26 protein-coding genes are annotated in these 25,974 nt (G+C 67.2%); 21 read left to right on the forward strand and 5 right to left on the reverse strand.

The window, feature by feature from the left end; all coding sequences use genetic code 11:
* Positions 1–164 precede the first annotated feature (164 nt).
* Positions 165–1,640: a glucose-6-phosphate dehydrogenase gene (zwf, locus tag BLA15945_RS26135; RefSeq protein ID WP_174993752.1), complete on the forward strand. Its 1,476-nt coding sequence runs from the start codon at positions 165–167 to the stop codon at positions 1,638–1,640.
* Positions 1,641–1,726: 86 nt separating this feature from the next.
* Here the strand turns inward: zwf and BLA15945_RS26140 are convergent, their stop codons facing one another.
* Positions 1,727–2,665, reverse strand: a complete 939-nt coding sequence (locus BLA15945_RS26140; RefSeq protein WP_059238730.1) for a LysR family transcriptional regulator — start codon at positions 2,663–2,665, stop codon at positions 1,727–1,729.
* 101 nt (positions 2,666–2,766) lie between these two features.
* Between BLA15945_RS26140 and BLA15945_RS26145 the strand changes: the two genes are divergently transcribed.
* The 7 genes from BLA15945_RS26145 (at position 2,767) to BLA15945_RS26175 (ending at position 9,097) form a co-directional block, all read left to right on the forward strand.
* Complete coding sequence (locus BLA15945_RS26145; RefSeq protein ID WP_174993753.1) at positions 2,767–3,969, forward strand: MFS transporter; 1,203 nt, start codon at positions 2,767–2,769, stop codon at positions 3,967–3,969.
* A gap of 29 nt (positions 3,970–3,998) precedes the next feature.
* Entirely contained in the window at positions 3,999–4,322 is a 324-nt protein-coding gene (locus BLA15945_RS26150) for a MoaF-related domain-containing protein (protein ID WP_174993754.1), read from the forward strand.
* Positions 4,323–4,334: 12 nt separating this feature from the next.
* Positions 4,335–5,285, forward strand: coding sequence for an LLM class oxidoreductase (locus BLA15945_RS26155; protein WP_059238726.1), 951 nt, complete (start codon positions 4,335–4,337; stop codon positions 5,283–5,285).
* Positions 5,286–5,434: 149 nt separating this feature from the next.
* Complete coding sequence (gene dkgB, locus BLA15945_RS26160; RefSeq protein ID WP_174993755.1) at positions 5,435–6,241, forward strand: 2,5-didehydrogluconate reductase DkgB; 807 nt, start codon at positions 5,435–5,437, stop codon at positions 6,239–6,241.
* Positions 6,242–6,335: 94 nt separating this feature from the next.
* Positions 6,336–7,451 (forward strand): alkene reductase, encoded by a 1,116-nt coding sequence (locus BLA15945_RS26165; RefSeq protein ID WP_174993756.1) that lies wholly within the window; start codon positions 6,336–6,338, stop codon positions 7,449–7,451.
* Positions 7,452–7,471: 20 nt separating this feature from the next.
* Positions 7,472–8,434, forward strand: coding sequence for a cyclase family protein (locus tag BLA15945_RS26170; protein WP_059238719.1), 963 nt, complete (start codon positions 7,472–7,474; stop codon positions 8,432–8,434).
* A gap of 144 nt (positions 8,435–8,578) precedes the next feature.
* Complete coding sequence (locus BLA15945_RS26175) at positions 8,579–9,097, forward strand: DUF3455 domain-containing protein (protein ID WP_059238717.1); 519 nt, start codon at positions 8,579–8,581, stop codon at positions 9,095–9,097.
* Positions 9,098–9,219: 122 nt separating this feature from the next.
* Here BLA15945_RS26175 and BLA15945_RS26180 read toward each other — a convergent pair whose 3' ends face one another.
* Complete coding sequence (locus tag BLA15945_RS26180) at positions 9,220–9,885, reverse strand: O-methyltransferase (protein WP_174993757.1); 666 nt, start codon at positions 9,883–9,885, stop codon at positions 9,220–9,222.
* Between the two features lie 48 nt (positions 9,886–9,933).
* Here BLA15945_RS26180 and BLA15945_RS26185 point away from each other — a divergent pair, with 48 nt between their 5' ends.
* From BLA15945_RS26185 to BLA15945_RS26195, 3 genes are all read left to right on the forward strand, one after another.
* Positions 9,934–10,611 (forward strand): TetR family transcriptional regulator, encoded by a 678-nt coding sequence (locus tag BLA15945_RS26185; RefSeq protein ID WP_059238712.1) that lies wholly within the window; start codon positions 9,934–9,936, stop codon positions 10,609–10,611.
* Positions 10,612–11,152: 541 nt separating this feature from the next.
* The gene (locus BLA15945_RS26190; RefSeq protein ID WP_059238711.1) at positions 11,153–12,541 is read left to right on the forward strand and encodes an NCS2 family permease; all 1,389 of its coding nucleotides are present in this window, start codon (positions 11,153–11,155) and stop codon (positions 12,539–12,541) included.
* Positions 12,542–12,756: 215 nt separating this feature from the next.
* Positions 12,757–13,350 carry a hypothetical protein gene (locus BLA15945_RS26195; protein WP_174993758.1) on the forward strand — a complete coding sequence of 198 codons (594 nt, stop codon included), beginning with the start codon at positions 12,757–12,759 and terminating at the stop codon, positions 13,348–13,350.
* Positions 13,351–13,360: 10 nt separating this feature from the next.
* On the opposite strand, the gene BLA15945_RS26200 is transcribed toward BLA15945_RS26195, so the two are convergent.
* Both BLA15945_RS26200 and BLA15945_RS26205 read right to left on the reverse strand, forming a co-directional pair.
* A complete protein-coding gene (locus BLA15945_RS26200) occupies positions 13,361–13,762 on the reverse strand; it encodes a CopD family protein (protein WP_059240886.1) in 402 nt (133 codons plus the stop codon).
* Positions 13,759–14,067 carry a DUF3817 domain-containing protein gene (locus BLA15945_RS26205; RefSeq protein ID WP_059238707.1) on the reverse strand — a complete coding sequence of 103 codons (309 nt, stop codon included), beginning with the start codon at positions 14,065–14,067 and terminating at the stop codon, positions 13,759–13,761. Before BLA15945_RS26205 ends, BLA15945_RS26200 begins: the two co-directional genes overlap by 4 nt.
* 107 nt (positions 14,068–14,174) lie before the next feature.
* Between BLA15945_RS26205 and BLA15945_RS26210 the strand changes: the two genes are divergently transcribed.
* From BLA15945_RS26210 to BLA15945_RS26225, 4 genes are all read left to right on the forward strand, one after another.
* Positions 14,175–15,122, forward strand: a complete 948-nt coding sequence (locus BLA15945_RS26210) for a GlxA family transcriptional regulator (protein ID WP_174993759.1) — start codon at positions 14,175–14,177, stop codon at positions 15,120–15,122.
* Positions 15,123–15,189: 67 nt separating this feature from the next.
* A complete protein-coding gene (locus tag BLA15945_RS26215) occupies positions 15,190–16,110 on the forward strand; it encodes a LysR family transcriptional regulator (protein ID WP_174993760.1) in 921 nt (306 codons plus the stop codon).
* Between the two features lie 226 nt (positions 16,111–16,336).
* Positions 16,337–17,119 carry an ABC transporter substrate-binding protein gene (locus tag BLA15945_RS26220; RefSeq protein ID WP_059238701.1) on the forward strand — a complete coding sequence of 261 codons (783 nt, stop codon included), beginning with the start codon at positions 16,337–16,339 and terminating at the stop codon, positions 17,117–17,119.
* A 226-nt stretch (positions 17,120–17,345) separates the two neighbouring features.
* On the forward strand, positions 17,346–18,461 hold the full coding sequence (locus BLA15945_RS26225) for a succinylglutamate desuccinylase/aspartoacylase family protein (RefSeq protein WP_059238700.1): 1,116 nt from the start codon (positions 17,346–17,348) through the stop codon (positions 18,459–18,461).
* A 122-nt stretch (positions 18,462–18,583) separates the two neighbouring features.
* On the opposite strand, the gene BLA15945_RS26230 is transcribed toward BLA15945_RS26225, so the two are convergent.
* The gene (locus tag BLA15945_RS26230; protein WP_059238698.1) at positions 18,584–19,390 is read right to left on the reverse strand and encodes a MetQ/NlpA family ABC transporter substrate-binding protein; all 807 of its coding nucleotides are present in this window, start codon (positions 19,388–19,390) and stop codon (positions 18,584–18,586) included.
* 308 nt (positions 19,391–19,698) lie between these two features.
* Between BLA15945_RS26230 and BLA15945_RS26235 the strand changes: the two genes are divergently transcribed.
* From BLA15945_RS26235 to BLA15945_RS26260, 6 genes are all read left to right on the forward strand, one after another.
* Positions 19,699–20,856 (forward strand): porin, encoded by a 1,158-nt coding sequence (locus tag BLA15945_RS26235; RefSeq protein WP_059238696.1) that lies wholly within the window; start codon positions 19,699–19,701, stop codon positions 20,854–20,856.
* Positions 20,857–21,064: 208 nt separating this feature from the next.
* A complete protein-coding gene (locus BLA15945_RS26240) occupies positions 21,065–21,325 on the forward strand; it encodes a DUF2866 domain-containing protein (RefSeq protein ID WP_011353838.1) in 261 nt (86 codons plus the stop codon).
* A gap of 124 nt (positions 21,326–21,449) precedes the next feature.
* The gene (locus BLA15945_RS26245; protein ID WP_059238694.1) at positions 21,450–21,842 is read left to right on the forward strand and encodes a DUF6232 family protein; all 393 of its coding nucleotides are present in this window, start codon (positions 21,450–21,452) and stop codon (positions 21,840–21,842) included.
* A 186-nt stretch (positions 21,843–22,028) separates the two neighbouring features.
* Positions 22,029–22,256 carry a hypothetical protein gene (locus BLA15945_RS26250; RefSeq protein ID WP_059238692.1) on the forward strand — a complete coding sequence of 76 codons (228 nt, stop codon included), beginning with the start codon at positions 22,029–22,031 and terminating at the stop codon, positions 22,254–22,256.
* A gap of 239 nt (positions 22,257–22,495) precedes the next feature.
* Positions 22,496–24,763, forward strand: coding sequence for a TonB-dependent hemoglobin/transferrin/lactoferrin family receptor (locus tag BLA15945_RS26255; RefSeq protein WP_174993761.1), 2,268 nt, complete (start codon positions 22,496–22,498; stop codon positions 24,761–24,763).
* A 49-nt stretch (positions 24,764–24,812) separates the two neighbouring features.
* Positions 24,813–25,904 carry a hemin-degrading factor gene (locus tag BLA15945_RS26260; protein WP_059240885.1) on the forward strand — a complete coding sequence of 364 codons (1,092 nt, stop codon included), beginning with the start codon at positions 24,813–24,815 and terminating at the stop codon, positions 25,902–25,904.
* Positions 25,905–25,974 lie beyond the last annotated feature (70 nt).

A 25,974-nucleotide genomic window follows, 5' to 3' on the forward strand; every position in this document is an offset into this window, starting at 1 on the left:
CAGGCGATCATGTGAAAGGCAAGCGCTGTTACATCTGGCCGAACGCATACGCAATCCATCAAAACGGTGCACTATTAGGGTTTTGCCGTACCGGCGGCGGCGCAACCTGGCCCGATGCCCTCGACGTTCGTTTCACGTTCACCGTTTCAAACCGCGAACCTCCCATGACGAATCAGCCTACCCAGACCGCGGCCGACCGGCCCGTCGACATGATCATTTTCGGCGGCGGCGGCGACCTGGCCGCCCGCAAGCTGTTGCCCGCGCTGTACATGGCGCACCTGCACTGCAACCTTCCGTCCGAGACGCGCATCATCGCCGTCGGCCGCCGCGACTGGGGCATCGACGGCTATCGCACGTTCATGGAAGAGCAGTCGCGCCCGTTCATCGACGAGAAGGCGTTCGACGCCGATGCGTGGAGCCGCTTCCTCGATCTCTTCAAGTACGTGCTGATCGACGTGAATGCGCCGGAAGACTACCTGCGGCTCGCCGAAGCGGCGCGCGGCGATGCGATCCGCGTGTTCTACCTGTCGACGTCGCCGGAGCTGTTTACGACGATCTGCGACAACCTGTCGGCCGCGCACCTCGTCGACGCGCGCTCGCGCGTCGTCCTCGAAAAGCCGCTGGGCCACGATCTCGCGTCCGCGAAGGCGATCAACAATGCGGTCGGCAAGCACTTCGAGGAATCGCAGATCTATCGGATCGACCACTACCTCGGCAAGGAAACCGTGCAGAACCTGATGGTCCTGCGCTTCGGCAACCCGATCTTCGGGCCGCTGTGGCAGGCGCCGAGCATCCGCAGCGTGCAGATCACGGTGGCGGAAACGGTGGGCGTCGGCAGCCGCGCGGGCTTCTACGACCATACGGGCGCGCTGCGCGACATGGTGCAGAACCACCTGCTGCAGCTGCTGTGCATCGTCGCGATGGAGCCGCCCGTGTCGCTCGACCCGGACGCGGTGCGCGACGAGAAGCTGAAGGTGCTGCGCTCGCTGCGCCCGATGTCGCTGTCCGACGTCGCGCGCGACACCGTGCGCGGCCAGTACACGGCCGGCGCGGTCGACGGCCAGCCGGTGAAAGGCTATCTCGAGGAAGACAACGTGCCGGCCGACAGCCGCGCGGAAACCTTCGTCGCGCTGCGCGCGCACATCAACAACTGGCGCTGGGCGAACGTGCCGTTCTTCCTGCGCACGGGCAAGCGGCTGCAGCGCCGGCAGTCGGAAATCGTGATCGAGTTCGCGGACATGCCGTTCTCGATCATCCCGACCGGCCCGCGCCACTACAGCAACCGCCTCGTGATCCAGCTCCAGCCGGAAGAGTCGATCCAGCTGCAGATGCTCGCGAAGGAACCGGGCAGCGGGATGAACATGGTGCCGGTCAACCTGAACCTCGACCTGCAGCAGGCGATTCCGGAGCGGCGCGCGGAAGCGTACGAACGGCTGCTGATCGACGTGATCCGCGGCCGCCTCACGCACTTCATGCGCCGCGACGAGCTCGAAGCCGCATGGTCGTGGGTCGAGCCGATCCTCGACGGCTGGAAGCAGCTCGGCGACCGGCCGCGGCTGTACACGGCCGGCACGTTCGGGCCCGCGGCATCGTCGGCGCTGCTCGCGCGCGACGGGATGTCCTGGGCGGAAGAGGCGTAACGGCTGCTGCACGACGGCGTGCCGCCCGCGCGGCACGCCCGATCACCCGGGGCGGCGCCCGCCCCGTCTTCCCGGCGAGCCCGCTGCTACAGCGGCTCCAGCCACGCGGCCTTGCGCCGCGCCGGCGCATCGCTGCTGCTGCCGCCCAGCACCTCGATCATGTAGTCGACGAACGACGCGATCCGCGACGAGATCGCGGTATTGCGGTAGTACACCGCATGGATCGGCTGCTCGACCTCGAGCGTCTGGCGCGCGAGCACCTGCACGAGCCGGCCCGCTTCGCGATCCTGCGCGGTCATGAAATCCGACAGGCAGACGACGCCCGCGCCCTCCAGCGCGAGCTGCCGCAGCGTCTCGCCGCTCGACGAACAGACGTCCGGCCCGATGCGGCACGCTTCGCCGTCGGTGCCGAGGATCGGCCACACGTTCAGCGATTCGGGCTGCGTGAAGCCGAGCAGCGTGTGCTTGTCGAGATCCTCGGCCTTGCGCGGCTGGCCGTGCGCGTCGAGATACGCGGGGCTCGCGAGGATGCGCAGCCGGCTGTTGCCGATACGCCGGCTGTGCAGCGTCGAATCCTTCAACCGGCCGATCCGGATCGCGACGTCGGTGCGCCGCTCCAGCAGGTCGATGATGCCCTCGTTGCTGTTCAGTTCCAGCTCGACCTTCGGAAAGCGTTCGCGATAGCCGCGCACGAGCGGCACGATCACGTGCAGCATGAACGGCGTCGCGGCGTCGACGCGCAGGCGCCCCGACGGCATCTCGCGCCGCGCGAGCATCTGTTCTTCCGCGTTCTCGACCGATTCGATGATCGCGCGCGCATCCTGCAGGAACGCACGCCCCTCCTCGGTCAGTTCGAGCCGGCGCGTGGTCCGGCGCAGCAGCGTGGTCTTCAGCTTCTCCTCGAGCCGCGCGAGCGTGCGGCTCGTCGCCGACACGGTGAGGTCGAGCTGCTGGGCGGCAGCGGTAATCGAACCGGTGTCGACCACGGCGGCAAAGGCCTGGAGTTCGTCGAGCGTGATCTTCATTGTTGACTTGAAATCAAAACAATTTGGTTTATAGACCAGTTTTTCCGCAAAAGTAAAGTCGGCACACTGCGATCCATCCTTACTGGAACCTGGATCCCATCATGCCACTCGCCCTGCTTGCGCTGACCATCAGCGCCTTTGCCATCGGCACGACCGAATTCGTGATCGTCGGGCTGATCCCGACGATCGGCGCCGATCTCGGCGTCAGCCTGCCGTCGGCCGGCCTGCTCGTCAGCCTCTATGCGCTGAGCGTCGCCATCGGTGCGCCGCTGCTCACCGCGCTCACCGGCCGCGTGCCGCGCAAGACGCTGCTCGCCGGGCTGATGGCGCTCTTCACCGTCGGCAACCTCGTCGCCTGGCAGGCGCCGGGCTACGAATCGCTGATCGTCGCGCGCGTCCTCACCGGCCTCGCGCACGGCGTGTTCTTCTCGGTCGGCTCGATCATCGCGACGACGCTCGTGCCGAAGGACAAGGCCGCCAGCGCGATCGCGACGATGTTCAGCGGGATGACCGTCGCGTTCGTCGCCGGCATTCCGCTCGGCACCTTCATCGGCCAGCACTTCGGCTGGCGCGCGACGTTCCTGATCGTCGCGCTGTTCGGCCTCGTCGCGTTCCTCGGCGCAGTCGCCTTCGTGCCGCGCGGGCTGCCGCAGACGCCGCCGGCGCCGCTCGCCCGCCAGCTGCGCGTACTCGCCCAGCCGCGCCTGCTGCTCGTGTTCGCGATGACGGCCGTCGGCTACGGCGGTTCGCTGATCGCGTTCACGTACATGGCGCCGCTGCTCGAACAGATCGCCGGCTTCACGCCGTCGCAGGTCAGCCTCGTGCTCGTCGGCTACGGCGTGTCGGTCGCGTTCGGCAACGTGTGGGGCGGCAAGCTCGCGGACGCCGTCGGCCCGGTGAAGGCGCTCAAGCGGATCTTCCTGCTGCTCGCGATCGTGCTGCTCGCGCTGACCTTCACGATCCACGTGAAATGGCTCGCGGTGCTGACGATGCTCGCGTGGGGCGCGGTTGCGTTCGGCAACGTGCCGGGGCTGCAGGTGTACGTCGTCAAGCAGGCGCGCCACTTCGCGCCGGACGCCACCGACGTCGCCTCGGGCTTCAACATCGCCGCCTTCAACCTCGGCGTGGCCGGCGGCTCGTCGCTCGGCGGCCTGATCGTCGCGAACGTCGGCCTCGGCCACACGCCCTGGATCGCTGCCGTCGTCACGCTGGGCGCGTTCGCGCTCACCGCACTGGGCGGCCGTCTCGACCGCCGCCACGGGCTGCCGGAACGCACGGCCGAACCCGTCGAACTCGCTCATTGAACGTCACTTTTTTGCAGGAGCTCATCCGCATGAACGCATCGACCCAACGTCCGCCGTTCGCCGGCAAGACTTTCGAAGTCCGTTACGACGGCCTCACCGCACTCAACGCGTACGACGAGGACGGCCTCCACATGCGCTACGAGATCACCGCAGGCCCGTACACGGGCGCGCAGGGTGAAGTCGAATACACGTGGCAGCGCATCGCCGGCGAGACCTACGCGATCTCGTGGCAGGAAGCCGACCGCGCGACGGTCGTGCACATCGACGATTTCGCCGCCGGCACGTCGCGCACGTTCTTCACCGCGTCGTCGCTCGATTTCCATCGCCTCGAAGGCAGCCTGCGCGCGGTCTGAACGGAGCCCGACATGCCCACTTCACTCGACAAACTCGCCGACGGCGGCTTCAGCGTCGGCATCGAACTGCCGCTCGACAACGACTGGTCGCCGGCCGGCGACGCGAAGCGCCAGCATCAGGGCCGCCGCCCCGGCGTGCCCGACCTGGAGATCCACGCGGAGCTTGCGCAACTGGCCGACACGCTCGGCTTCCGCGCACTCTGGGTACGCGACGTGCCCGTGTACGACCCGTCGTTCGGCGACGCCGCGCAAGTGTTCGAAACGTTCTCGTATCTCGGCTACCTCGCCGGCATCACGCACGACATCCTGCTCGGTACGGCCGCCGTCGTGCTGCCGCTGCGCGAGCCGCTGCTGACGCTGAAATCGGCCGCGACGATCCAGGAACTGAGCGGCGGGCGCCTGATGCTCGGCGTCGCGAGCGGCGACCGGCCGGTCGAATATCCGCTGTTCGGCCGCGACTTCGCATCGCGCGGCGCGAATTTCCGCGACCAGATCGCGCTGCTGCGCGACGGCGCGCGCGGACACCTGCCGCCCGGCCTCGACGTGCTGCCGGCCGCCCGTTCGCCGGTGCCGCTGCTCGTCGCGGGTCTCGCCCAGCAGACGCCCGCGTGGATCGGCGAACACATGGACGGCTGCCTCGCGTATCCGGGGACGCCGGCCGACCAGGCGCAGCGCGCCGCGAACTGGCGCGCGGTGGCCGGCGGCAAGCCGTACGTGAGCTTCATCCACCTCGACCTCGCGGAAGATCCGCACGAGCCGCTGCAGCGGCACCGCTTCGGCGCCCGCGCGGGCCGCCTCGCGCTGACGGAAGAACTCGCGGCGATGCGCGACGCGGGCGTGCAGCACATCGGCCTGCATTTGCGCCGCAACCGCCGCCCGCTCGACGAGACGATGGCCGAGATCGCATCGGACGTGCTGCCCGCATTCCATCCGAAGACGAACGCGCAAACGCGCGCCGCATAAGGCCGGCGACGGTCTTCGGCAGGCCCGCGGCACGATCAATATTTGATTTTAAATCAAATATTATTGACCTCTAAAGGCGTTTATTTCATCAGTCTCAAGCGCCAGAATGACTCCCATACCGCAACCGTTCCCCCTCCCAGGAGCACAAGATGAGCAAGATCCCCGCATTCGGCCTCGGTACTTTCCGCCTGCAAGGCCAGGTTGTCATCGACTCGGTCCGCAACGGCCTCGAAGCCGGCTACCGCGCGATCGACACCGCGCAGATCTACGGCAACGAAGCCGAAGTCGGCGAAGCGATCGCCGCATCGGGCGTGCGTCGTGAAGACCTGTTCCTGACCACGAAGATCTGGGTCGACAACTACGCACCGGAAAAGCTGGTCGCGAGCCTCGAAGAAAGCCTGCGCAAGCTGCGTACCGACACCGTCGACCTGACGCTGATCCACTGGCCGGCCCCGGGCAACGGCGTGTCGATCCAGGCATTCATGACCGCACTCGCCGAAGCGAAAGCGAAGGGCCTCACGCGCCAGATCGGCATCTCGAACTTCAACATCGAACTGACGAAGGAAGCGATTGCGGCCGTCGGCAAGGATGCGATCGCGACGAACCAGATCGAACTGAGCCCGTACCTGCAGAACCGCAAGCTCGTCGAGTTCCTGAACCACGAAGGCATCCACGTGACGTCGTACATGACGCTCGCGTACGGCAAGGTGCTCGGCGACCCGGTGATCGGCGCGATCGCGCAGCGTCACAACGCGACGCCCGCGCAAGTCGCACTCGCCTGGGCGCTGCAGCTCGGCTACTCGGTGATCCCGTCGTCGACGAAGCGCGAAAACCTTGCAAGCAACCTGCTCGCACAGACGCTGCGCCTGACCGACGAAGACATGGCGCAAATCGCCGCGCTCGAGCGCAATGGCCGCGAAGTCGACCCGGCCGGCCTCGCGCCGAAGTGGGACTAGGGCCTGTTCCCGCGAACAGCGGGCTTGCGCTAGCCCTGCCCCCTCAATCGACCCGTCCGCGGCCAGCCGGCCGCGGCACCGACAGGACACCACCATGACCCAGGACCCGCTTTTTCAACCGTTGCGACTCGGCGCGCTGACGCTGCCGAACCGCATCGTGATGCCGCCGATGACGCGTTCGCGCGCCAGCCAGCCCGGCGACGAAGCCAACGAACTGATGGCCGCGTATTACGCGCAGCGCGCGAGTGCGGGCCTGATCGTCAGCGAAGGCACCTACATCGCGCCGCTCGGCAAGGGCTACGCATGGACGCCCGGCATTCACACGCCGGCGCAGGTCGCCGGCTGGCGCAAGGTGACGGACGCCGTGCATGCCGCGCACGGCCGGATCTTCGCGCAGCTGTGGCACGTCGGCCGGTTGAGCCACACGAGCCTGCTCGGCGGCGCGCAGCCCGTATCGTCGTCGCCGATCCAGGCGAAGGGCGTGAACGTGTTCGTCGCCGGTGAAGACGGCAGCACGCCGGGCTTCGTGCAGGCGTCCGAGCCGCGCGCACTGTCCGTCGACGAGATCCGCGAGATCGTCGATCAATACCGCGCCGCCGCACGCCATGCGATCGAAGCCGGCTTCGACGGCGTCGAACTGCACGGCGCGAATGGTTACCTCGTGAACCAGTTCATCGATTCGAACGCAAACACGCGCACCGACGCATACGGCGGCTCGCTGGAGAACCGGCTGCGCTTCCTGCGCGAAGTCACGCAGGCGCTGATCGACGGCACCGGCGACGCATCGCGCGTCGGCATCCGCCTCGCGCCGCTGACCACGCTGAACGGCTGCGTCGACGACGATCCGGAAACGACCTATCTCGCCGCCGCGAAGCTGCTCGGCGAACTCGGCGTCGGCTACCTGCACATCGCGGAAGCCGACTGGGACGACGCACCGCTGATGCCGGTCGCCTTCAAGCAGCAACTGCGCGCCGCGTACCCGGGCGTGCTGATCTATGCCGGCGCGTACACCGCCGAGCGCGCGCGCGAAGCGATCGCCGCCGGCTGGGCCGACCTCGTCGCCTTCGGCCGCCCGTTCGTCGCGAATCCCGACCTGCCCGAGCGCCTGCGCACCGGCGCCACGCTCACGCCGCATGACCGCAACACGCTGTTCGGCGGCGGCGCCCAGGGCCTGACCGACTATCCGACGCTCGCGCAAGCCGCGGCCTGAACGGATCACTGGAGTCCAGCATGAAAGCAACACTCGCCCGGCTCGCGCTCGCCGCGATCCTGCCGTTCGCGGCCGCACAGGCGGCCCACGCCGCCCCGTCCGCAGCGGCGGCCGACTGGTATCCGTCCGTCTATGGCGCGAACGACGAAATCGGCGCGGCCAACCTGCTGACGCCCGACGTCATCAAGCAGGCCGTCGGCCTCGTGAAGGCCGGCAAGACATATCCGCTGGCCGTGCCGGTGGACAAGAACCTGCCGGCATTCCGCCACCGCAGCTTCCGCCTGTACAACGTGCAGGTCGGCCAGCAGGCCGGCAAGAGCCTCGGCCCGAACAAGTTCACGTTCAACGACGAACTCGTCAACGCGTGGACCGGCGTCGGCACGCAGCTCAACGGCATCGGTCACATCGGCATCGACAACGTGTACTACAACGGCAACAAGGCGGCCGATTTCGTGACCGTCGACGGCGTGAAGAAGCTCGGCGTCGAGAAGGTGCCGCCGATCGTCACGCGCGGCGTCGTGCTCGACATGACCGCCTACTACGGCAAGCCGATCGTGCCGGGCGGCACCGAGTTCACGGTCGCCGACATCCAGGCCGTGCTGAAGAAGCAGGGGCTGACGCTGCGCAAAGGCGACGTCGTGCTGTTCAACACCGGCTGGCTGGAGCTGATCGGCAAGGACAACAAGCGGTTCCTCGAAGTCGAGCCCGGCATCGGCATGGAAGCCGCGCAGTGGCTGGCCGACCAGGGAATCGTCGCGTTCGGCGGCGACACGTGGGCGTCGGAGGTCTATCCGAATCCGCACACGCAGGACGAGTTCCCGATCAACCAGTACATGCTCGCGAAGCGCGGCATCTACAACCTGGAGCTGATCGACAGCCGCGCGCTGGTGCGCGACAAGGCGTGGGAATTCCTGTTCGTGCTCGGCCAGCCGCTGTACGTCGGCTCCACACAGGTCAACATCAACCCGGTCGCGATCCGCTGATCGCGCATCCGCCCCCCGACAATCGCGGCCGCTATCGCCGCGATTGTCATTTCCGAATTGCAGCCCGCGCAATCGGCGTCTAACGTTGACGGGATCGACTCCGCACGAGCACGACCGTCACCCGACCTGAAAGGACGCCCCGCCATGCCACGCCGCTCCCCGACACGCAACATGCTGCTGGCCCTTGCGGCCGGTCTTTCCCTGGCGGCATTCAGCGCGCCTGCGCGGGCCGACGAGGCTGCCGGCCTGACGCCGCCAGCGCCGGCCACGCCGGTACTGGCGACCGCCGCGAGCGGCGTGCAGGTCTACACGTGCGAATACGACGCCGAACACCGGCTCGCGTGGGCCTTCCAGCACCCGGAGGCGCTGCTGTTCGATGCCAACGGCACGCTCGTCGTGCGGCACGGCGCGGGGCCGTCGTGGGAAGCGCTCGACGGCAGCCGCATTACCGGCAAGAAACTCGCGGAAGCGCCGAGCACGCGCCCGGCCAGCATTCCGCAACTGCTGCTTGCCGCAACGCCAGCCGCCACGGGCACGCTCGCCGGCGTGCGCTTCGTGCAGCGGCTCGACACGGCGGGCGGCACGCCGCCGGCCGCGACGTGCACGACCGAGCATGCGGTCGGCCGCTTTCCGTACTTCGCGCGATACGTGTTCCTGAAGTGATGTGGGCGGCTTCACACGCACTGGGTACCATCCCGGCGCGCTTCATCACGCCTCCATTTGATCAGTTATCCTGCCTTTAAGGCGTGGAAGCGTGAAATCGTCGGCACCTTCGTTCCGCCTGCTCAGCGTATCCGCATCGACAACTCGACGTCGCCGCCGAACGGCACCGACAGATAGCCGTTTTCCGGTGCGCGCACGTAAGCGAGGTAGTCGGGGCTGTATTCCGCGTTGTCGGCCGCAACGAACGCCCCCGCCCTGAGGTGCGGTTCGACCAGCGCCAGAATCTCCGGATACAGCGCCTTCGCGCCGTCGAGCAGCAACAGATCGACCGAATCCGGAAGATCGACGGCCAGCGTGCGCAGCGCATCGCCTTCGCGAAGCTCCACGAGATCGGCAAGCCCGCCCGCAGTCAGGTTCGCCCGCGCGCGCACGACCTTCGACGGCTCGAACTCGCTCGTGATCAGCCGCCCGCCGCCGTTGTCGCGCAACGCGGCCGCGAGATGCAGCGTCGAAATGCCGAACGACGTGCCGAATTCTACGATCGCCCGCGCGCCGCCGCTGCGCGCGAGCATGTACAGCAGCGTGCCCGTCTCGCGCGACACGGGAAGCGGAAAATCCTTCAGGCGCGCATACAGATCGATGTAATCCGTCTTGCTGCGCATCAGCCGCGCTTGCTCGTCGCGCGACACGTCGGCGAAGGCCGGGCTCGTCGCGGGAGACGACGCCTCGGCTTCGTCGAACAGGCGCGCGAGCAGCGACGCTAGCGGGTCTTGAATCAGGGTGGTCATGCGGATCTCCAGGGTCAGGTTGAGTGCGTCAATGCGCCCGACTAGAATATGACGAACTATTCAGGTTTTACTATTCGCATTGGCAAACCGCCCATGACCGACCGCCGCAACGCCCCGATCGCCACGCGCAAGCTGCCTCGGCAGGCGCGCTCGACCCGTCTCGTCGAAGACGTCCTCCAGGCCGCTATTCAGGTTTTGGCCACCGAAGGCGCGCAGCGTTTCACGATGGCGCGCGTCGCCGAGCGCGCCGGCGTGAGCGTCGGCTCGCTGTACCAGTACTTCCCGAACAAGGCGTCGGTGCTGTTCCGGCTGCAGCACGACGAATGGCGCCAGACGTACGAGATGCTGTGCGGGATCCTGCAAGACCCGCGGAAGACGCCCCCCGAGCGGCTGCGCGCGGCCGTGCACGCGTTCATCCGGTCGGAATGCGACGAGGCGAGCATGCGCATCGCGCTCGACGACGCGGCGCCTCTCTATCGCGACGCCCCCGAGGCGCAGGAAGCGAGGGCCGAGGGCAACCGGGCCTTCAGCGCGTTCATGCGCGAAGCGCTGCCCGACGTGTCCGACGCGACGCATGCGCTCGCTTGCGAGCTGATCGTCACGACGCTCACGTCGGGCGGCAAGGTGTTCTCCGAAACCGCGCGCACGCCGGCGGAAATCGACGCTTTTTCGACCGCGATGGCCGACATGTTCTGCGCGTACCTCGCGCATCTCGCGCCCGCTTGACCCAACGAGGGCCAGAACGCGCGAGCGCAAGCCGCACGCGGCACCGGTATCATCCGGGTGCCGCTTGCGCGCGGCCGCGCATCGCGCCGCACGCCGCCGCCGTCATGCATGTGCGCGGCCCCCATGAAAGACATTCGTAAGATTCAATGCCTCACCCGCTTCCACCCTGCCCGCCGACCCCGCATTCAAATAGTCGCCTTAACGGATTCGAACTAGGCGTATACACGCGTGTCATCGCAACGAAGCCCGGTTGCACGCCGATATAAGCGCTGCGACATGCGCTGCATGCTCTTCCCCCGATGGGACGTGATGGGCCGCTCGCCTAACCTTCGCTACGGCAAAGCACACGTGACGGGGTCGACCACACCACGCGTCGTCCGACGCGACACCCTCGCGCTCGTTTCGATTCGCACGTAACGACACGCATCACGCGTCATTCGTCCCCACGACGTTGCCGACAAATCCCAACTAGATAGATACGAGACACCCTGACGACGGCTCGCTACGGGCCGTTTCAGCATGCTGATAAAGGAGCAAGCTCATGAGTGATACCCCGGTGCAGCCGACGGTCGACGTCGGCTCGGCAGAAACTGACTTTGGCACCAAGGGAGTCATCGACCGGTACTTCGGCATTTCGTCGCGCGGCAGCACGCAGCGCACCGAGATCGTTGCCGGCGTCACCACCTTCCTCGCGATGGTCTATTCCGTGTTCGTCGTGCCCGGCATGTTCGGCAAGGCCGGCTTCGACACAAGTGCGGTGTTCGTCGCGGTCTGCCTCACCACCGCGTTCGGCTCGCTGCTGATGGGCCTGTGGGCGAAGCTGCCGATCGCGATCGGCTGCGCGATCTCGCTGACCGCGTTCACCGCATTCGGCCTCGTGCTCGGCAAGGGCCTGCATCCGACGGTCGCGCTCGGCGCCGTGTTCCTGATGGGCCTCGTGTTCACCGGCATCTCGGTCACCGGCGTGCGTTCGTGGATCCTGCGCAACCTGCCCGCGGGCGTCGCGCACGGCACGGGTATCGGCATCGGCCTGTTCCTGCTGCTGATCGCATCGAACGACGTCGGTCTCGTGATCAAGAACCCGGGCGCCGGCCTGCCGGTCTCGCTCGGCCAGATCACCGCGCTCCCGGTCATCATGTCGGTCGTCGGCCTCGCCGCGATCTTCGGCCTCGAGAAGCGTCGCGTGCCGGGCGGCATCCTGCTCGTCGTGATCGCGATCTCGATCTTCGGCCTGATCTTCGATCCGGCCGTGAAGTACCACGGCATCTTCGCGCTGCCGTCGCTGAGCGCACCGGGCCACGCATCGCTGATCGGCGCGATGGACATCAAGGGCGCACTGTCGATGGCCGTGCTGCCGAGCGTGCTGGCACTGGTGATGACCGCCGTGTTCGACGCGACCGGCACGATCCGCGCGGTCGCCGGGCAAGCCGGCCAGCTCGACGAGAACGGCCGCATCATCAACGGCGGCCGCGCACTGACCGCCGATTCGATCAGCTCGATCTTCTCCGGCTTCCTCGGCGGCGCGCCCGCGGCAGCCTACATCGAGTCGAGCGTCGGCGTGGCCGCCGGCGCGAAGACGGGCCTCGCGGCCGCCGTGGTCGGCCTGCTGTTCCTCGTCGTGATGTTCTTCTCGCCGCTCGCGGGCCTCGTGCCGTCGTACGCCACCGCGCCGGCACTGATGTACGTCGGCCTGCTGATGCTCGGCAGCGTGAGCAAGCTGCACATGGACGACATGGTCGACGCGATGTCGGGCCTCGTCTGCGCGGTGTTCATCGTGCTGACCGCGAACATCGTGACGGGCATCATGCTCGGCTTCTCGACGCTCGTGATCGGCCGCATCGCCAGCGGCGAATTCCGCAAGCTCAACGTCGGCACCGTGCTCATCGCGGCCGTGCTCGTCACCTTCTATCTCGGCGGCTGGGCCATCTGACCGCGAAACATGCGCGACGTCGCCTGCAGAAGGGCGGCGCGCATCGGGACGACGACGTCTCCTCCACCATCATCGTTGATGGTCTCCAAGCCTGGGAACGCAAGTTTCCAGGCTTTTTTTATCGGTGCGGCGCAGCACGATGCGCGTCGCCGAAACGGCGCGACGCGAATCCGCGCCCGATGCTACGATCGCGCTTTGCCCCTTCAGGAGCCGCGATGAACGCGCTCGGCATCGTCTCCGAATCGAGCACCCGGACCTCGGCGCGCAAGCCGCCGTTCATTCCGTCGTTCGGTTTCCACGAAGTGCATGAATCGCAGCCGATCGGCGCGCCGCCCGCACGCATCATCGACGCCGTCGCGTCGCTCGACATGCGCGCCGATCCCGTCATCGACGCGCTGATGATGATGCGCGAATTCCCGGCGGCCGCCGCCGGCGCGCTCCGCAACGGGCCGGCCCGCCCGGAACGCGCGCGCTTCGGCTTCAACTCGTTCACGCTGCTCCATCGCGACGACACGTCGCTGTCGCTCGGCCTCGTCGGCCGCTTCTGGCGTCCCGCGCCCGACGTGCGCACCATCGCCGATGCAGCGGCCTTCATCCGGCACGACGATCCGCGCGATGCGAAGCTGGTGCTCCGGTTCGAGGTCGTCGGGCTCGCATCGGGTGCGCACATGCTGCGCACGGAAACGTTCATTCATTGCCCGAGCGCGCGCACGCGCTGGCTGTTCACGCCGTACTGGCTCGCGATCCGGCTGGGGAGCGGCTGGATCCGGCGCCGCACGCTGGCGGCGGTCGAGATGGCGCTGGCTTAGGCGCAATCCATCAGAACGGCTTGATCACGACCAGCCCGACGACGATCGCCGTCGCGGCCACGACCGCGCCCGCCGCCTGCCCGAGCCACGGTGCCGGCACGACGACCAGATCGTCTCGCTCCATGCGCCGCAGCGTGCCGGCCAGCATGCCGTGCAGCGCCGACAACGCGACGACGACCGCAAGCTTCACCGACAGCCACGCCGCCCCGAACCAGTGACCGCTCAGCGCGATCGCGATCCCCGTGATCCAGACGATCGCGAGTGCAGGCGCCGTCACCGTGCGATCCCAGCGCCGCACCGCGCGATGCACGGCGAGGTTCGCGATCCGGACACCGACGGACAGCATCAGCAGCCCGCCGGCGAACGTAACGACGGCCGCCACATGCACGGCCTTCAGCACCAGGTAGCTCATTGCGCGTGCCTCCGGCGCGCGATCCATCCGGCACTCGCCAGCCCCGCGAACGGCACGACGGCCGACAGCACGAGCCGCGCGACCTCGCCCCTGCTCCACAGCCCGCTCGACGCGGTGCCGACGACCGCCCACACATACATCGCGAACGCGATCCCGTGAACCGGGCCCATGACCGATACCGCGACCGGATAGCCGGCCAGATGCTTGAGCGGCACGGCCACGCACACCAGCACGACGAGCGTGGTGGCCTCCAGCAACGACAGGTATTGCAGGTTCCGCAATGCATTGCGATCGTCTTGTTTCATCGGCAGGGCTCCGGGTTGGTCCACGGCGATTGTCGCGTGTGGTGCGGGTTCGAGCCATTGGCTAGAATGACATCTTTCAACGGATTCTGGCCACGGCCACGAACGCCATGCACACGGTCGCCGTTCTCGCTTTGCCCGATGTCGTCCCGTTCGACCTGGGCGTCGCGTGCGACACGTTCGCGCGCGTGCGGTCGCCCGACGTCGCGCCCGCCTACCGCGTGCGCGTGTGCAGCGAGCAGCCGCGCGTCGCCGGCGACCTGTTCGAGCTGCGCCCGCCGTTTCGTCTCGACGCACTGGCCGACGCCGATACGATCATCGTCCCCGGCACGTCCGTGCCGCTCGCGCCCACACCGCGCCGCGCGATCGCCGCCCTGTGCGATGCGGCCGCGCGCGGTTGCCGGATCGCGTCGATCTGCAGCGGCGCGTTCGTGCTCGCGGAAGCCGGGCTGCTCGACGGCCTGCGCGCGACGACGCACTGGCTCGCGGCCGCCGAACTCGCGCGCCGCTATCCGGACGTCGAGGTCGACCCGAATGTGCTGTTCGTCGACAACGGGCAGATCCTGACGTCGGCCGGCGCGGCGGCCGGCCTCGATCTGTGCCTGCACATGATCCAGGCCGACTACGGCGCGGCGGTCGCCGTCGACGCCGCCCGCGCCGCGGTGGCACCGCGCGTGCGCGAAGGCGGGCAGGCGCAGTTCATCGCGCCCGAATGGCCGGCCGGCAGCGACGGGCTGCACGACCTGATGGACTGGCTGCAGGCGAACCTGCGCAAGCCGCTCACGCTCGATGCGATGGCCCGCCACGCATTGACGAGCGTGCGCACGCTGACGCGACGCTTCCAGGAGCAGACCGGCACGTCGCCGCGGCAATGGCTGCAGACCGCGCGCGTCAGGCATGCTCAGCAGTTGCTGGAGGTGACGGCGCTGTCGATCGAGCATGTCGCAACCGAAGCCGGGTTCGGCTCGGTCACCGCGTTTCGCGAGCGGTTCACCCGCATCGTCGGCACGTCGCCGCAACGTTATCGCCAGGCGTTCCGCGCACGCGCCGGCGCGTGACGTTCCCCGGGACCACGACCTGCAGCATGAAACCGCCGCCCCCATTCGCGCCAACCGGACCCGACCGATGACCCGCATCCGCAATCCCCTGAACATCGCGCAGCTCCAGGCGTTCGTGTCCGCCGCGCACCTCAAGAGCCTGCGCGCCGCCGCGCGCGAACTCGGCGTCACGCAGCCGGCGATCACGCACACGATCCGCGAACTCGAAACCGCGCTCAACGCGGAGCTGCTCGCGCGCAGCGTGCGCGGCGTCGAGCTGACCGCGTGCGGCCACGCGCTGCTGCCGCGCGCCGAGCAGCTGCTCGGCGACATCCGCCGCACGGTCGAGGCCGTCGAGCAGGTGAAAGGCGAGATGTCGGGACGCGTCGCGGTCGGCACGATGCCGTCGATCGCGCTGACCGCTTTGCCGCATGCGGTCACGGCCTTCCGCCAGTCGATGCCGAACGTGAGCCTGCATCTCGAGGAAGTGACGGTGCCCGACGCGCTCGCGCAATTGCGCAACGGCACGCTCGACATCGCTGCAATGCACCATGTGCCCGCACTCGATCGCGATTTCACGCAATCGCCGCTGCTGTCGACCGAATTCACGATCGTGATGCGCGAAGGCCACCCGCTCGCGCATGCGCGCCGTCTAGAGGAACTGCTCGATGCCGAGTGGATCGTCACCGTCGGCGCCGAGCAGTTTCCGCACAGCGTGATGGTCGGGATGTTCGAGACGCACGGGCTGCCGCTGCCCAAACGTTTGCTGCGCTCGCCGATGTCGTTCGCGGTGACGCTCGGGCTCGTCGCGCGCTCGGACGTGATCGGCTGCTTCACGCGCCCGCTCGCCGAGATGGTCGCGCCGCTCGGCATCCGCACGGCCGAACTCGACGAAAGCATGCCGCGCTTCGACCTGTCGATCATCGCGCGGCGCGACCTGCTGCCCACGCCGGCCGTATCGCAATTCGTCACGTGCCTGCAGCGCGCGGTCAACGAAACGCTCGGCTGAATCGTTCCTGTGTCTGAAACGGCGGCGCCCGCAACGCGCCGCCGCCGGGCCCGGTATCGGGGCTTGTCCTAGGCGCCCTGCCGGTATTTTGTCTTGATAATCTTGCGCACGTCGCGCGCCCGCATCGGGCGGGCGAAACGGACAGTCCGACGCGAAGCCGCGGCGGGCCGAAGGCTTACGGCGCGGCACAACCGCGCACCCATCGAACAAAACGAGGAGTCACCTGGTGAAAAAGATTCTTGCGGCTGTGACCGTTGCCCTGCTCGCCGTATCGGCCGGCGGCGCGTACGCGAAGGACTGGTCGACCGTGCGGTTCGGCGTCGACGCAAGCTACCCGCCTTTCGAATCGAAAGGCGCTGACGGCAAGGTTGTGGGTTTCGACGTCGATCTCGGCAACGAAATCTGCCGCCGCATGAACGCGAAGTGCGTGTGGATCGAAAACGACTTCGACGGGATGATCCCGGCGCTGAAGGCCCGCAAGTTCGACGGCGTGCTGTCGTCGATGTCGATGACGCCGGCGCGTCAGGAGCAGATCGCCTTCTCGGCGAAGCTGTTCAACACGCCGACGCGCCTCGTGACGAAGAAGGGCGCGGGCCTGATGCCGACGGCTGAATCGCTGAAGGGCAAGTCGGTCGGCGTCGAGCAGGGCACGATCCAGGAAACCTACGCGAAGACGTACTGGGCCTCGAAGGGCGTGAACGTCGTGCCTTACCAGAACCAGGACCAGGTCTACGCCGACCTGATCTCGGGCCGTCTGGACGGCGCGCTGCAAGACGCGGTGCAGGCCGAAATCGGCTTCCTGAAGACGCCGCGCGGCGCGAATTTCGACTTCGCCGGCAAGGATATCGACGATCCGAAGACGCTCGGCAACGGCGCCGGCATCGGCCTGCGCAAGGAAGACACCGACCTGAAGTCGAAGATCGACGGCGCGATCGCCGGCATGCGCAAGGACGGCACGTACGACAAGATCGCGAAGAAGTACTTCGATTTCGACGTCTACGGCAAGTAATCCGCCACGCAAGCGCACGCTTCGCTTCGGCACAGACGGGCTCCGCAAGGCGCCCGTTTTTTTTGCGCGCGCAGTGCAGACAACATTATTTTTTCCGTGCCAACCTGATGATTCTCAACGGAAAACTGCATGCTCTGGCGCCGGTTTGGTGGCGGTGAGAAAGGCAACGTACAATCGTCCTTCCACGCACACCGGACATTCGCGGCTGCGCCGCACTCCCCTCATCATGCAAACGCAGACCCATCCGCTGATTTCCCCCGCCGTCGGCACCGAACGCCAGATCACGAGCTTCCACTACGGCCCGCGCGGCGGCAAGAAGGTCTACATCCAGTCGTCGCTGCACGCGGACGAACTGCCCGGCATGCTGGTCGCCACGCTGCTGCGCCGCAAGATCGCCGCGCTCGAGACGGCCGGCAAGCTGCGCGGCGAAGTCGTGATCGTGCCCGTGCCGAACCCGATCGGCCTGTCGCAGCACGTGTTCGGCGATCACCTCGGCCGCTTCGAGCTCGGCTCGATGCAGAACTTCAACCGCAATTTCTACGATCTCGCGGCGCTGGTGCTGCCGCGCGTCGAACACCACCTCACGAACGACGCGCAGCGCAACCTCGTCGCCGTGCGCGCCGCGATGCGCGAAGCGCTCGACGAACAGAAGCCGCGCACCGAGCTCGACTCGCAGCGCCTCGCGCTGCAGAAGCTGTCGTTCGACGCCGATATCGTGCTCGACCTGCACTGCGACAGCGATGCCGTGATGCACCTCTACACGAATCCCGATCTGTGGCCGGACGTCGAGCCGCTGTCGCGCTATCTCGACGCGCAGGCGTCGCTGCTCGCGCTGAATTCGGTCGGCAACCCGTTCGACGAAATCCACAGCTTCTGCTGGTCGGATCTGCGCAGCCGCTTCGGCGACCGCTTCCCTATCCCGAACGGCGCGATTTCCGTCACGGTGGAACTGCGCAGCGAACGCGACGTGTCGTACGAGCTCGCCGAAAAGGACGCGCAGGCGATCGTCGAATACCTGACCGAGCGCGGCGTCGTCGACGGCACGCCGGCGCCGCTGCCGCCGCTCGCGCATCCGGCGACGCCGCTCGCGGGCACCGATCCGCTCGTCGCGCCCGTGTCGGGCGTGATCGTGTTCCGCACGCCGGTCGGCGCGATGATCGAGGTCGGCGAGGCAGTGGCCGACATCGTCGACCCGCTGACCGATCGCGTCGTCACGCTGAAGAGCAGCGTATCCGGCGTGCTGTACGCGCGCCAGATCGTGCGCTTCGCGACGGCCGGCATGGAAGTCGCGCGGATCGCCGGCGCGACCGCGATCCGCACGGGTTCGCTGCTGTCGGCCTGAGCGCCCGCTGGGCGCGCCGGGCCACGGCGCGCCTCGCATGCACCAACGAAATCGCCCGCTTGCGCGGGCGATTTGCTTTCCGGCGGGCGCGTCGGCCGCCGGCCGGCACGCGTGAAGACCGGTCAGAACGCCGGCACGATCGCGCCGCTGAACTTCTGGTCGATGAACTTGCGCACGTCGTCCGATTCATAGGCCGCGACGAGCTTCTTCACCCACGGCTTGTCCTTGTCCTGCGCGCGCACCGCGATCAGGTTCGCGTACGGGCCGCGCAGATCCTCGATCGCGATCGCATCCTTCACCGGCGTGAGCCCGGCCTTCACCGCGTAGTCGGTGTTGATCGATGCGGCATCGACGTCGGGCAGCGCGCGCGGCAGCTGCGCGGCGTCGAGTTCGACGATCCTGATCTTCTTCGGGTTCTCGGCGACGTCGAGCGGCGTCGCGTTCACGCCGTTCGTACCGGCGCCCGCCTTCAGCTTGATCACGCCGTACTTCTGCAGCAGCAGGAGCGCGCGGTTGCCGTTCGACGGATCGTTCTGGATCCCGACCTTCGCCCCCACCGGCAAGTCCTTCAGCGACTTGAGCTTCTTCGAATAGAAGCCCATCGGCGCCGTATAGGTGAGCCCGACGTTCACGATCTTGTAGCCGCGCTGCTTGATCTGGCTGTCGAGGAACGGCTGGTGCTGGAAGCCGTTCGCGTCGAGATCCCCCGAATCGAGCGCCGCGTTCGGCTGCACGTAGTCGTTGAATTCGATGACCTTGATCGCGAGGCCGTCGCGCGCGGCGACCTTCGTCACCTCGGTCCAGATCTGCGCGTCGGGGCCGCTCATCGTGCCGATCTTCAGCGTTTGCGAGTCGGCGTGCGCGCCGGGCGCCGCGAATGCCAGCGCGGCAGCGAGTGCGCCGAGGCCGGTCAGGAATGAACGTCGCATGGTGTCCTCTTGTCCCGTGTCGTTTGTTGGAGCACGGATCGTGGCACGGGGCCGGAACGCCACCAACCAAGCTTATTTCATGTGCATATTCCTGATCCGGATCGATTCTCAGCCGAATTCGGTATAACTCCCGACTGTACAACCGGGCAGAATTCAGTGTCGCATCGGCACCACACATTCTTCATATGACAGTCGCTGTCATATTCATTACGTGCCCCGCCGATAAAGTTGCCGCCGGTCCGTGAAAGCGCCCATAGAGAGCGCCGGAACCGCAACTGGACACGCCATTTATTCGCTCGGAGAATCCTTTGAACAAGAAACTGTTGACCATCGCCGTCCTGGCAGCAACGGCCGGCACGGCGCACGCACAAAGCAGCGTGACGCTGTACGGCGTCATCGATGCCGGTATCAGCTACGTGAACCACAGCAAGACCGCCAACGGCGGTACGGGCAAGCTGTTCAAGTATGACGACGGCGTTGCCCAAGGCAGCCGTTGGGGCCTGCGCGGCACCGAAGACCTCGGCGGCGGCCTGAAGGCGATCTTCGTGCTCGAAAACGGCTTCAACAGCGGCAACGGCACGATCGGCCAGGGTGGCGCGATCTTCGGCCGCCAGGCTTACGTCGGCCTGAGCCAGTCGCAATACGGCACGGTCACGTTCGGCCGCCAGTACTCGTTCTCGACCGACATCCTCGGTTCGAACTACTCGACGGGCGGCAACACGGTCGCGGGTAACTACGCGTACCACGTGAACGACATCGACCAGCTCACGTCGAGCCGCATCAACAACGCCGTGAAGTTCCAGAGCGCGAACTACTCGGGCTTCACGTTCGGCGCGTTGTACGGCTTCTCGAACTCGACCGACTTCGCCGGCGCAGCCGCGACGACGTCGGGCACGACGACGACCGCAGGCTCGTCGCGCGCATACAGCTTCGGCCTGAACTACGCGAACGGCCCGCTGTCGGTCGGCGCAGCGTACACGGACATCCGCTTCCCGAGCCAGTCGTCGCCGGCATTCTCGACGACGATCGCGAACCTCAGCACGGGCAACGTCCGCGACCTGCGCACGTACGGTGTCGGTGGCCGCTACGTCTGGGGTCCGGCAACGGCATGGCTGCTGTGGACGCGTACGCAGTTCTCGACCGTTTCGGGCGCGGGCGGCACGTTCTACAACGCCTACGAAGCAGGCGCGAAGTACGCCTTCACGCCGGCTCTGTCGGGCGGCCTCGGCTACACGTACACGAACGCCACGCAGAACGGCAATTCGTGGCACTGGAACCAGGTCAACGGTATCGCCGACTACGCGCTCAGCAAGCGTACGGACGTGTACGGCCTGGTCGTGTACCAGCAGGCTTCGGGCAAGGGCGTGCAAGCGCAGATCGGCTCGAGCACGAGCTACTTCAATACGTCGGGCACGGGTTCGAAGAACCAGATCGCCGCACGTATCGGTATCCGTCACAAGTTCTAAAGCATCCGCTTAACTCGCGGATCACGACGGCAAGAAGCGCCCCGCTCCACGCGGGGCGCTTTTTTATGGGCTTTTAAGTTTCGCTTAATTCTGGGCTGAGAGGATGCTCTCACCCCCCCTGTTGGCCGCCTGAGCATCGGCGGCTTTTTTTTTAGACATGCCGACGGCGCCGCCATCGATTGCCCACAAGACAGGATCGGAGGCCATGATGATCGAAGATACCGTTTTCAGCCATCTGCACGCGATTCTGACGTGCCAACACTCGATGCCGGTCCAGAGCTGCCGCGTATCGGTTGAAATGCAGCGGCCCTGGGGCCGCCCGTATCGTCTCGTCGAATGGACGATGCATCTCGACGCGCCCGCGCGGCGCCAGATCGTGCCGGCCGAATCGACCGACGAAGAGATCGCCGAGGTCGTCGCATCGCACGTGCCGGGCCGGCTTTACGGCGACGGCCGGCTGCAGTTCTGAACGCGTTCCCGCGCCACCCGCTTCCCGTCTTTCGGCCGTCCCGCACACATCGTGCGGCAGTCGGTCTCGTTTGACGCGGCAACGAAACCTGCTACGCTGCGCGTTTTCGTCCACGCAACACACGATGGAAAACGCATTCAACGAACGTGGCGTCATGGTCACGCGCAACGGCCTGTCGGCCGCCGGGCAGGTATTCGCACTGCGTGACATCCGCCAGGTCGATGTCGTCAAGATTCCGAAGAACCGTCTCGTTCCGTCGCTGATCTCATTGATCGGCGCGGCCGTCGCCATCGCGGGCGGCATCGGCGCATCGAGCGCCGCACTCGTCGTCGGCGTGATGCTCGTCGTCGTCGGCTATCTCGCGTGGGCCACGCAGGACATCACGTACCGGCTGATGGTCGAGATGCCCGACGGCAAGCGCGAAGCGCTGTCGAGCGCCGACGCCGCGTTCGTCGAACGCGTCGCGCAGGTCGTGCGCGATGCGCAGGCCGCCAGGACCGTCAGTCCCGCCGGCTGATTCCGTTCGCACGGCTGCACGTTTCGACTCGACGTTGCCAGACGCATGCGGCGAGTGTCGGCGCGTGCGGCTGCCTCGTCGAATCGCATTCCTGTCCGTCATCGCCCGCCCTGCACCTGCGCTGCGCCCGCCGACCGCCTAGTATGGAAAGAGCGGCCCGCCGCCGCATCGTCCGAGGAGGCCAGCATGAACGTCCAGTCGCTGTCCGGCACGCTTCGCGCGCAGGAGTTGCTGATCGTGTCGATGATCCGCGCGCTTCCCCCTGACGCACGCCGTGCGCTCGTCGACCTCTACACCGAACAGATCGTCTTCGCCGAACAGGCGGGCCTCGATGTCCACAGCGATCGCGCAACGCACGATGCGTTCATCGCGCATGCGCGCAACCTGCTGATCCGCATCGAAGCGCTGGCCTGACCGGCCCGCACATATCTCGCGACATTCCCGCCGCGGCTCGCGCGAGCCGCGCGGGCGAGCGCTCGCTAATACGCACCGCGCTTCGATCTTGTATTGATAATAATTCTCATTTACACTGGTAAAGTTGTCAGTTGCCTTTCAATTCGCCGTTTGCCGCATGTCGCGCGCAAACGGGCCAGCCAGGTGAACGCGTCACCCAGCCAGCCTTCGGGCTTGTTATCGTCAATGGGAGACCACCTGTGCATTGCTATACGCTGGCGCGGCGGCCGATCTGTGCCGCGCTGTTCGGCGCGTTCGGCCTGTCCGCCGCCACGGCTCACGCCGATTCGTCGCCGCAAGGCGCCGCCCTGCCTTCTACCGTGCTCGTCGCCGCGTCCGCGCGCGGCGATGCGGCGCTGCTCGACCCCGTCACCGTCACGGCCACCCGTACCGCCACCGCTGCAAGCCGCACCGCGGCGTCCGTGTCGGTGATCACCGACGAGGATCTCGAGGAACAGCAGGCCACCAACATCAAGGACGCGCTGCGCTACGAGCCGGGCATCACGGTGCGCCGCACCGCGTACCGGCCAGGCAGCGCCGCGCTCGGCGGCGGCCGCGACGGCGATTCGAGCATCAACATCCGCGGCCTCGAAGGCAATCGCGTGCTGCTGATGGAAGACGGCATCCGCCTGCCGAACGCGTTCTCGTTCGGCCCGCTCGAAGCGGGGCGCGGCGACTACGCCGATCTCGACACGCTCAAGCGCATCGAGATCCTGCGCGGGCCGGCGTCGGCGCTGTACGGCAGCGACGGCCTGACCGGCGCGGTGAACTTCATCACGAAGGACCCGCGCGACCTGCTGTCGATCTACAACAAGCCTTATTACTTCTCGTTCCGGCCGAGCTACGACTCGGCCGACCGCAGCCTCGGCGCGACCGTGTCGGCCGCGGGCGGCAACGACCGCATCCAGGGGATGATCATCGCCGACGGCCGGCGCGGCCACGAAGTCGACACGCGCGGCAGCAACAACTCGGCGAGCACGCTGCGCACGACGTCGAACCCGCAGGACGTCTATTCGGAATCGCTGCTCGGCAAGCTCGTGCTGACGCCGACCACCCGCGACACGTTCAAGTTCACCGCCGAGACGGTGCAGCGACGCGTGAGCACCGACGTGCTGTCCGCGATCAATGCGCCGACCACGCTCGGCCTCACGACCCACGACCGGCTCGAGCGCAACCGCTTCAGCGTCGACTACGACTTCCGCGACGACGCGTTCCGCTGGTTCCAGACCGCGCACGTGCAGTTCTACTACCAGGACGCGAAGCAGGATCAGTACGCGTTCGAGACGCGCGGCAAACAGCCTTCGCGCTCGCGCGACAACCAGTACAAGGAACGCACGTTCGGCGGCTCCGCGTTCGCCGAGAGCGGCTTCGCGACCGGCCCGTTCGCGCACAAGCTGTTGTACGGCGTGGACGGCAGCCTGTCGCGCGTGACGAACATGCGCGACGGCACGGTGCCCGGCGTCGGCGAAGCATTCCCGAACAAGGCGTTCCCCGACACCGACTACACGCTGTTCGGCGCGTTCGTGCAGGACCAGATCGGTTACGGCCGCCTGCTCGTCACGCCGGGCCTGCGCTTCGACACGTACCGGCTGAGCCCGACCGAAAACGATCCGCTGTTCACCGGCAAGGCCGTGTCGACGAGCGCGAACGAACTGTCGCCGCGCGTCGCCGTGCTCTACGAGATCACGCCCGCGGTCATTCCGTACGTGCAGTACGCGCACGGTTTCCGTGCGCCGACGCCGGACCAGGTGAACAGCAGCTTCTCGAACCCGGTGTACGGCTACACGTCGATCGGCAATCCGAACCTGAAGCCCGAGACGAGCGACACGTTCGAAGCCGGCCTGCGCGGCAAGGCCGGCGCCGGCTACGGCGTCGTGCGCTACAGCGCGGCCGCGTTCACGGGCCGCTACCGCAACTTCATCTCGCGCACGACGATCGCCGGCAGCGGCCGGCCGGCCGACCCGTTCGTGTTCCAGTACGTGAACTTCGCCGACGCGCGCATCCACGGCCTCGAGGGCCGCGCCGAATGGGTGATGCCGAACGGCATCACGCTGAAGACGGCGATGGCGTTCACGAAGGGCTCGACGCAGAACGACGGCGCGGCCAGCCAGCCGCTCAACACCGTCAACCCGTTCTCCGCCGTGTTCGGCGTGCGTTACGAGCCGAGCGAACGCTGGTTCGTGCAGACCGACCTGTTGTTCCAGGCCGCGAAACGCGACAAGGACGTCGACAAGTCCGACTGTTCGAACAAGGCGTGCTTCACGCCGCCGTCGTCGTTCGTCGTCGACCTGCGTGGCGGCTACCGCTTCAACAAGCACGTGAGCGCGACGATCGGCATCCGCAACCTGTTCGACCGCAAGTACTGGAACTGGTCGGACGTGCGCGGCATCGCGGCCGATTCGCAGGTGCTCGACGCGTATTCGTCGCCCGGCCGCACGGTCGCCGTCAGCATGAAAGTGGATTTCTGATGCGCACCGCCTGCGCACCCACCCCAACCGTTACTTGAAGGAGTCCGACATGATGCAATCCGCCCTTCCCGGTCAATCGGCCAGCCCGGCCCGTGCAGCCGCCGCGCTGCGCGACGCATTCGTCAAGCTCAAGACCGAGCGCCAGCTGCGCAACCGCGACGTCGCGCAGGCGCTCGGCGTCAGCGAAGGCGAGGCGCTCGCCGCGTTCGTCGGCGAGCACGTCGTGCGGCTCGACGCGCGTTTTCCGGCGATGTTCGAGGAAATGCCGCGCCTCGGCCGCGTGATGGCGCTCACGCGCAACGACACGGCCGTCCACGAGAAGGACGGCGAATATGCGCAAATGAGCCATGACGGCCCCGTCGGCCTCGCGCTCGGCGACATAGACCTGCGCATCTTCTACCGCCACTGGGTGTCGGCGTTCGCGGTGCGCGACGAGACCGCGCACGGCCCGCTGAAAAGCCTGCAATTCTTCGATGCGCAGGGCCATGCGATCCACAAGGTCTACCTGCGCGCGCACAGCGACCACGCGGCATACGATGCGTTCGTCGAACGCTGGCGCGCGCCGTCGCAGGAGCCCGGCCTCGAGGTCGCGCCCGCCGCGCCGAAAGCGCCCGAGCGCGCGGACACCGAGATCGACGTCGCGGGTTTCCGCGCCGCCTGGGACGCGATGACCGACACGCACCAGTTCTTCGGCCTCACACAGCGTTTCGGCGTGAGCCGCATGCAGGCGCTGCGCCTCGCCGATCCGCAATACGCGTATCCGGTCGAGACCGCGCATGCACTGCGCCACGTGCTCCAGCAGGCCGCACAAAGCGGACAGCCGATCATGGTGTTCGTCGGCAATGCGGGGATGATCCAGATCCACACCGGCCCCGTCGCGAACGTGCGCGAGGTCGGCGCGTGGATCAACGTGCTCGACCCCGGCTTCAACCTGCATGTGCGCGAGGACCTGATCGCGGCCGCGTGGGTCGTGAAGAAGCCGACGAGCGACGGCATCGTCACGTCGCTCGAACTGTTCGACCGGCAGGGCGACCACGTCGCGCTGCTGTTCGGCGAGCGCAAGCCCGGCAAGGTCGAACGCGACGACTGGCGTGCGCTCGTCGCGACGCTGCCGGCGGCCGCACGCGGGGACGCGCGATGAGCGCGCGGCCGTTCGATCCGCGCCGCCGCGCGGTGCTGGCAAGCGCGGCGGCCGGTGCGCTCGCGGGCGC

The organism is Burkholderia arboris, assembly GCF_902499125.1.
Classification (GTDB): domain Bacteria; phylum Pseudomonadota; class Gammaproteobacteria; order Burkholderiales; family Burkholderiaceae; genus Burkholderia; species Burkholderia arboris.

Coding starts and splice junctions, on each gene's coding strand:
- zwf (WP_174993752.1), top strand. CDS start 165: ATGACGAATCAGCCTACCCAGACCGCGGCCGACCGGCCCGTCGACATG.
- BLA15945_RS26140 (WP_059238730.1), bottom strand. CDS start 2,665: ATGAAGATCACGCTCGACGAACTCCAGGCCTTTGCCGCCGTGGTCGAC.
- BLA15945_RS26145 (WP_174993753.1), top strand. CDS start 2,767: ATGCCACTCGCCCTGCTTGCGCTGACCATCAGCGCCTTTGCCATCGGC.
- BLA15945_RS26150 (WP_174993754.1), top strand. CDS start 3,999: ATGAACGCATCGACCCAACGTCCGCCGTTCGCCGGCAAGACTTTCGAA.
- BLA15945_RS26155 (WP_059238726.1), top strand. CDS start 4,335: ATGCCCACTTCACTCGACAAACTCGCCGACGGCGGCTTCAGCGTCGGC.
- dkgB (WP_174993755.1), top strand. CDS start 5,435: ATGAGCAAGATCCCCGCATTCGGCCTCGGTACTTTCCGCCTGCAAGGC.
- BLA15945_RS26165 (WP_174993756.1), top strand. CDS start 6,336: ATGACCCAGGACCCGCTTTTTCAACCGTTGCGACTCGGCGCGCTGACG.
- BLA15945_RS26170 (WP_059238719.1), top strand. CDS start 7,472: ATGAAAGCAACACTCGCCCGGCTCGCGCTCGCCGCGATCCTGCCGTTC.
- BLA15945_RS26175 (WP_059238717.1), top strand. CDS start 8,579: ATGCCACGCCGCTCCCCGACACGCAACATGCTGCTGGCCCTTGCGGCC.
- BLA15945_RS26180 (WP_174993757.1), bottom strand. CDS start 9,885: ATGACCACCCTGATTCAAGACCCGCTAGCGTCGCTGCTCGCGCGCCTG.
- BLA15945_RS26185 (WP_059238712.1), top strand. CDS start 9,934: ATGACGAACTATTCAGGTTTTACTATTCGCATTGGCAAACCGCCCATG.
- BLA15945_RS26190 (WP_059238711.1), top strand. CDS start 11,153: ATGAGTGATACCCCGGTGCAGCCGACGGTCGACGTCGGCTCGGCAGAA.
- BLA15945_RS26195 (WP_174993758.1), top strand. CDS start 12,757: ATGAACGCGCTCGGCATCGTCTCCGAATCGAGCACCCGGACCTCGGCG.
- BLA15945_RS26200 (WP_059240886.1), bottom strand. CDS start 13,762: ATGAGCTACCTGGTGCTGAAGGCCGTGCATGTGGCGGCCGTCGTTACG.
- BLA15945_RS26205 (WP_059238707.1), bottom strand. CDS start 14,067: ATGAAACAAGACGATCGCAATGCATTGCGGAACCTGCAATACCTGTCG.
- BLA15945_RS26210 (WP_174993759.1), top strand. CDS start 14,175: ATGCACACGGTCGCCGTTCTCGCTTTGCCCGATGTCGTCCCGTTCGAC.
- BLA15945_RS26215 (WP_174993760.1), top strand. CDS start 15,190: ATGACCCGCATCCGCAATCCCCTGAACATCGCGCAGCTCCAGGCGTTC.
- BLA15945_RS26225 (WP_059238700.1), top strand. CDS start 17,346: ATGCAAACGCAGACCCATCCGCTGATTTCCCCCGCCGTCGGCACCGAA.
- BLA15945_RS26230 (WP_059238698.1), bottom strand. CDS start 19,390: ATGCGACGTTCATTCCTGACCGGCCTCGGCGCACTCGCTGCCGCGCTG.
- BLA15945_RS26240 (WP_011353838.1), top strand. CDS start 21,065: ATGATCGAAGATACCGTTTTCAGCCATCTGCACGCGATTCTGACGTGC.
- BLA15945_RS26245 (WP_059238694.1), top strand. CDS start 21,450: ATGGAAAACGCATTCAACGAACGTGGCGTCATGGTCACGCGCAACGGC.
- BLA15945_RS26250 (WP_059238692.1), top strand. CDS start 22,029: ATGAACGTCCAGTCGCTGTCCGGCACGCTTCGCGCGCAGGAGTTGCTG.
- BLA15945_RS26260 (WP_059240885.1), top strand. CDS start 24,813: ATGATGCAATCCGCCCTTCCCGGTCAATCGGCCAGCCCGGCCCGTGCA.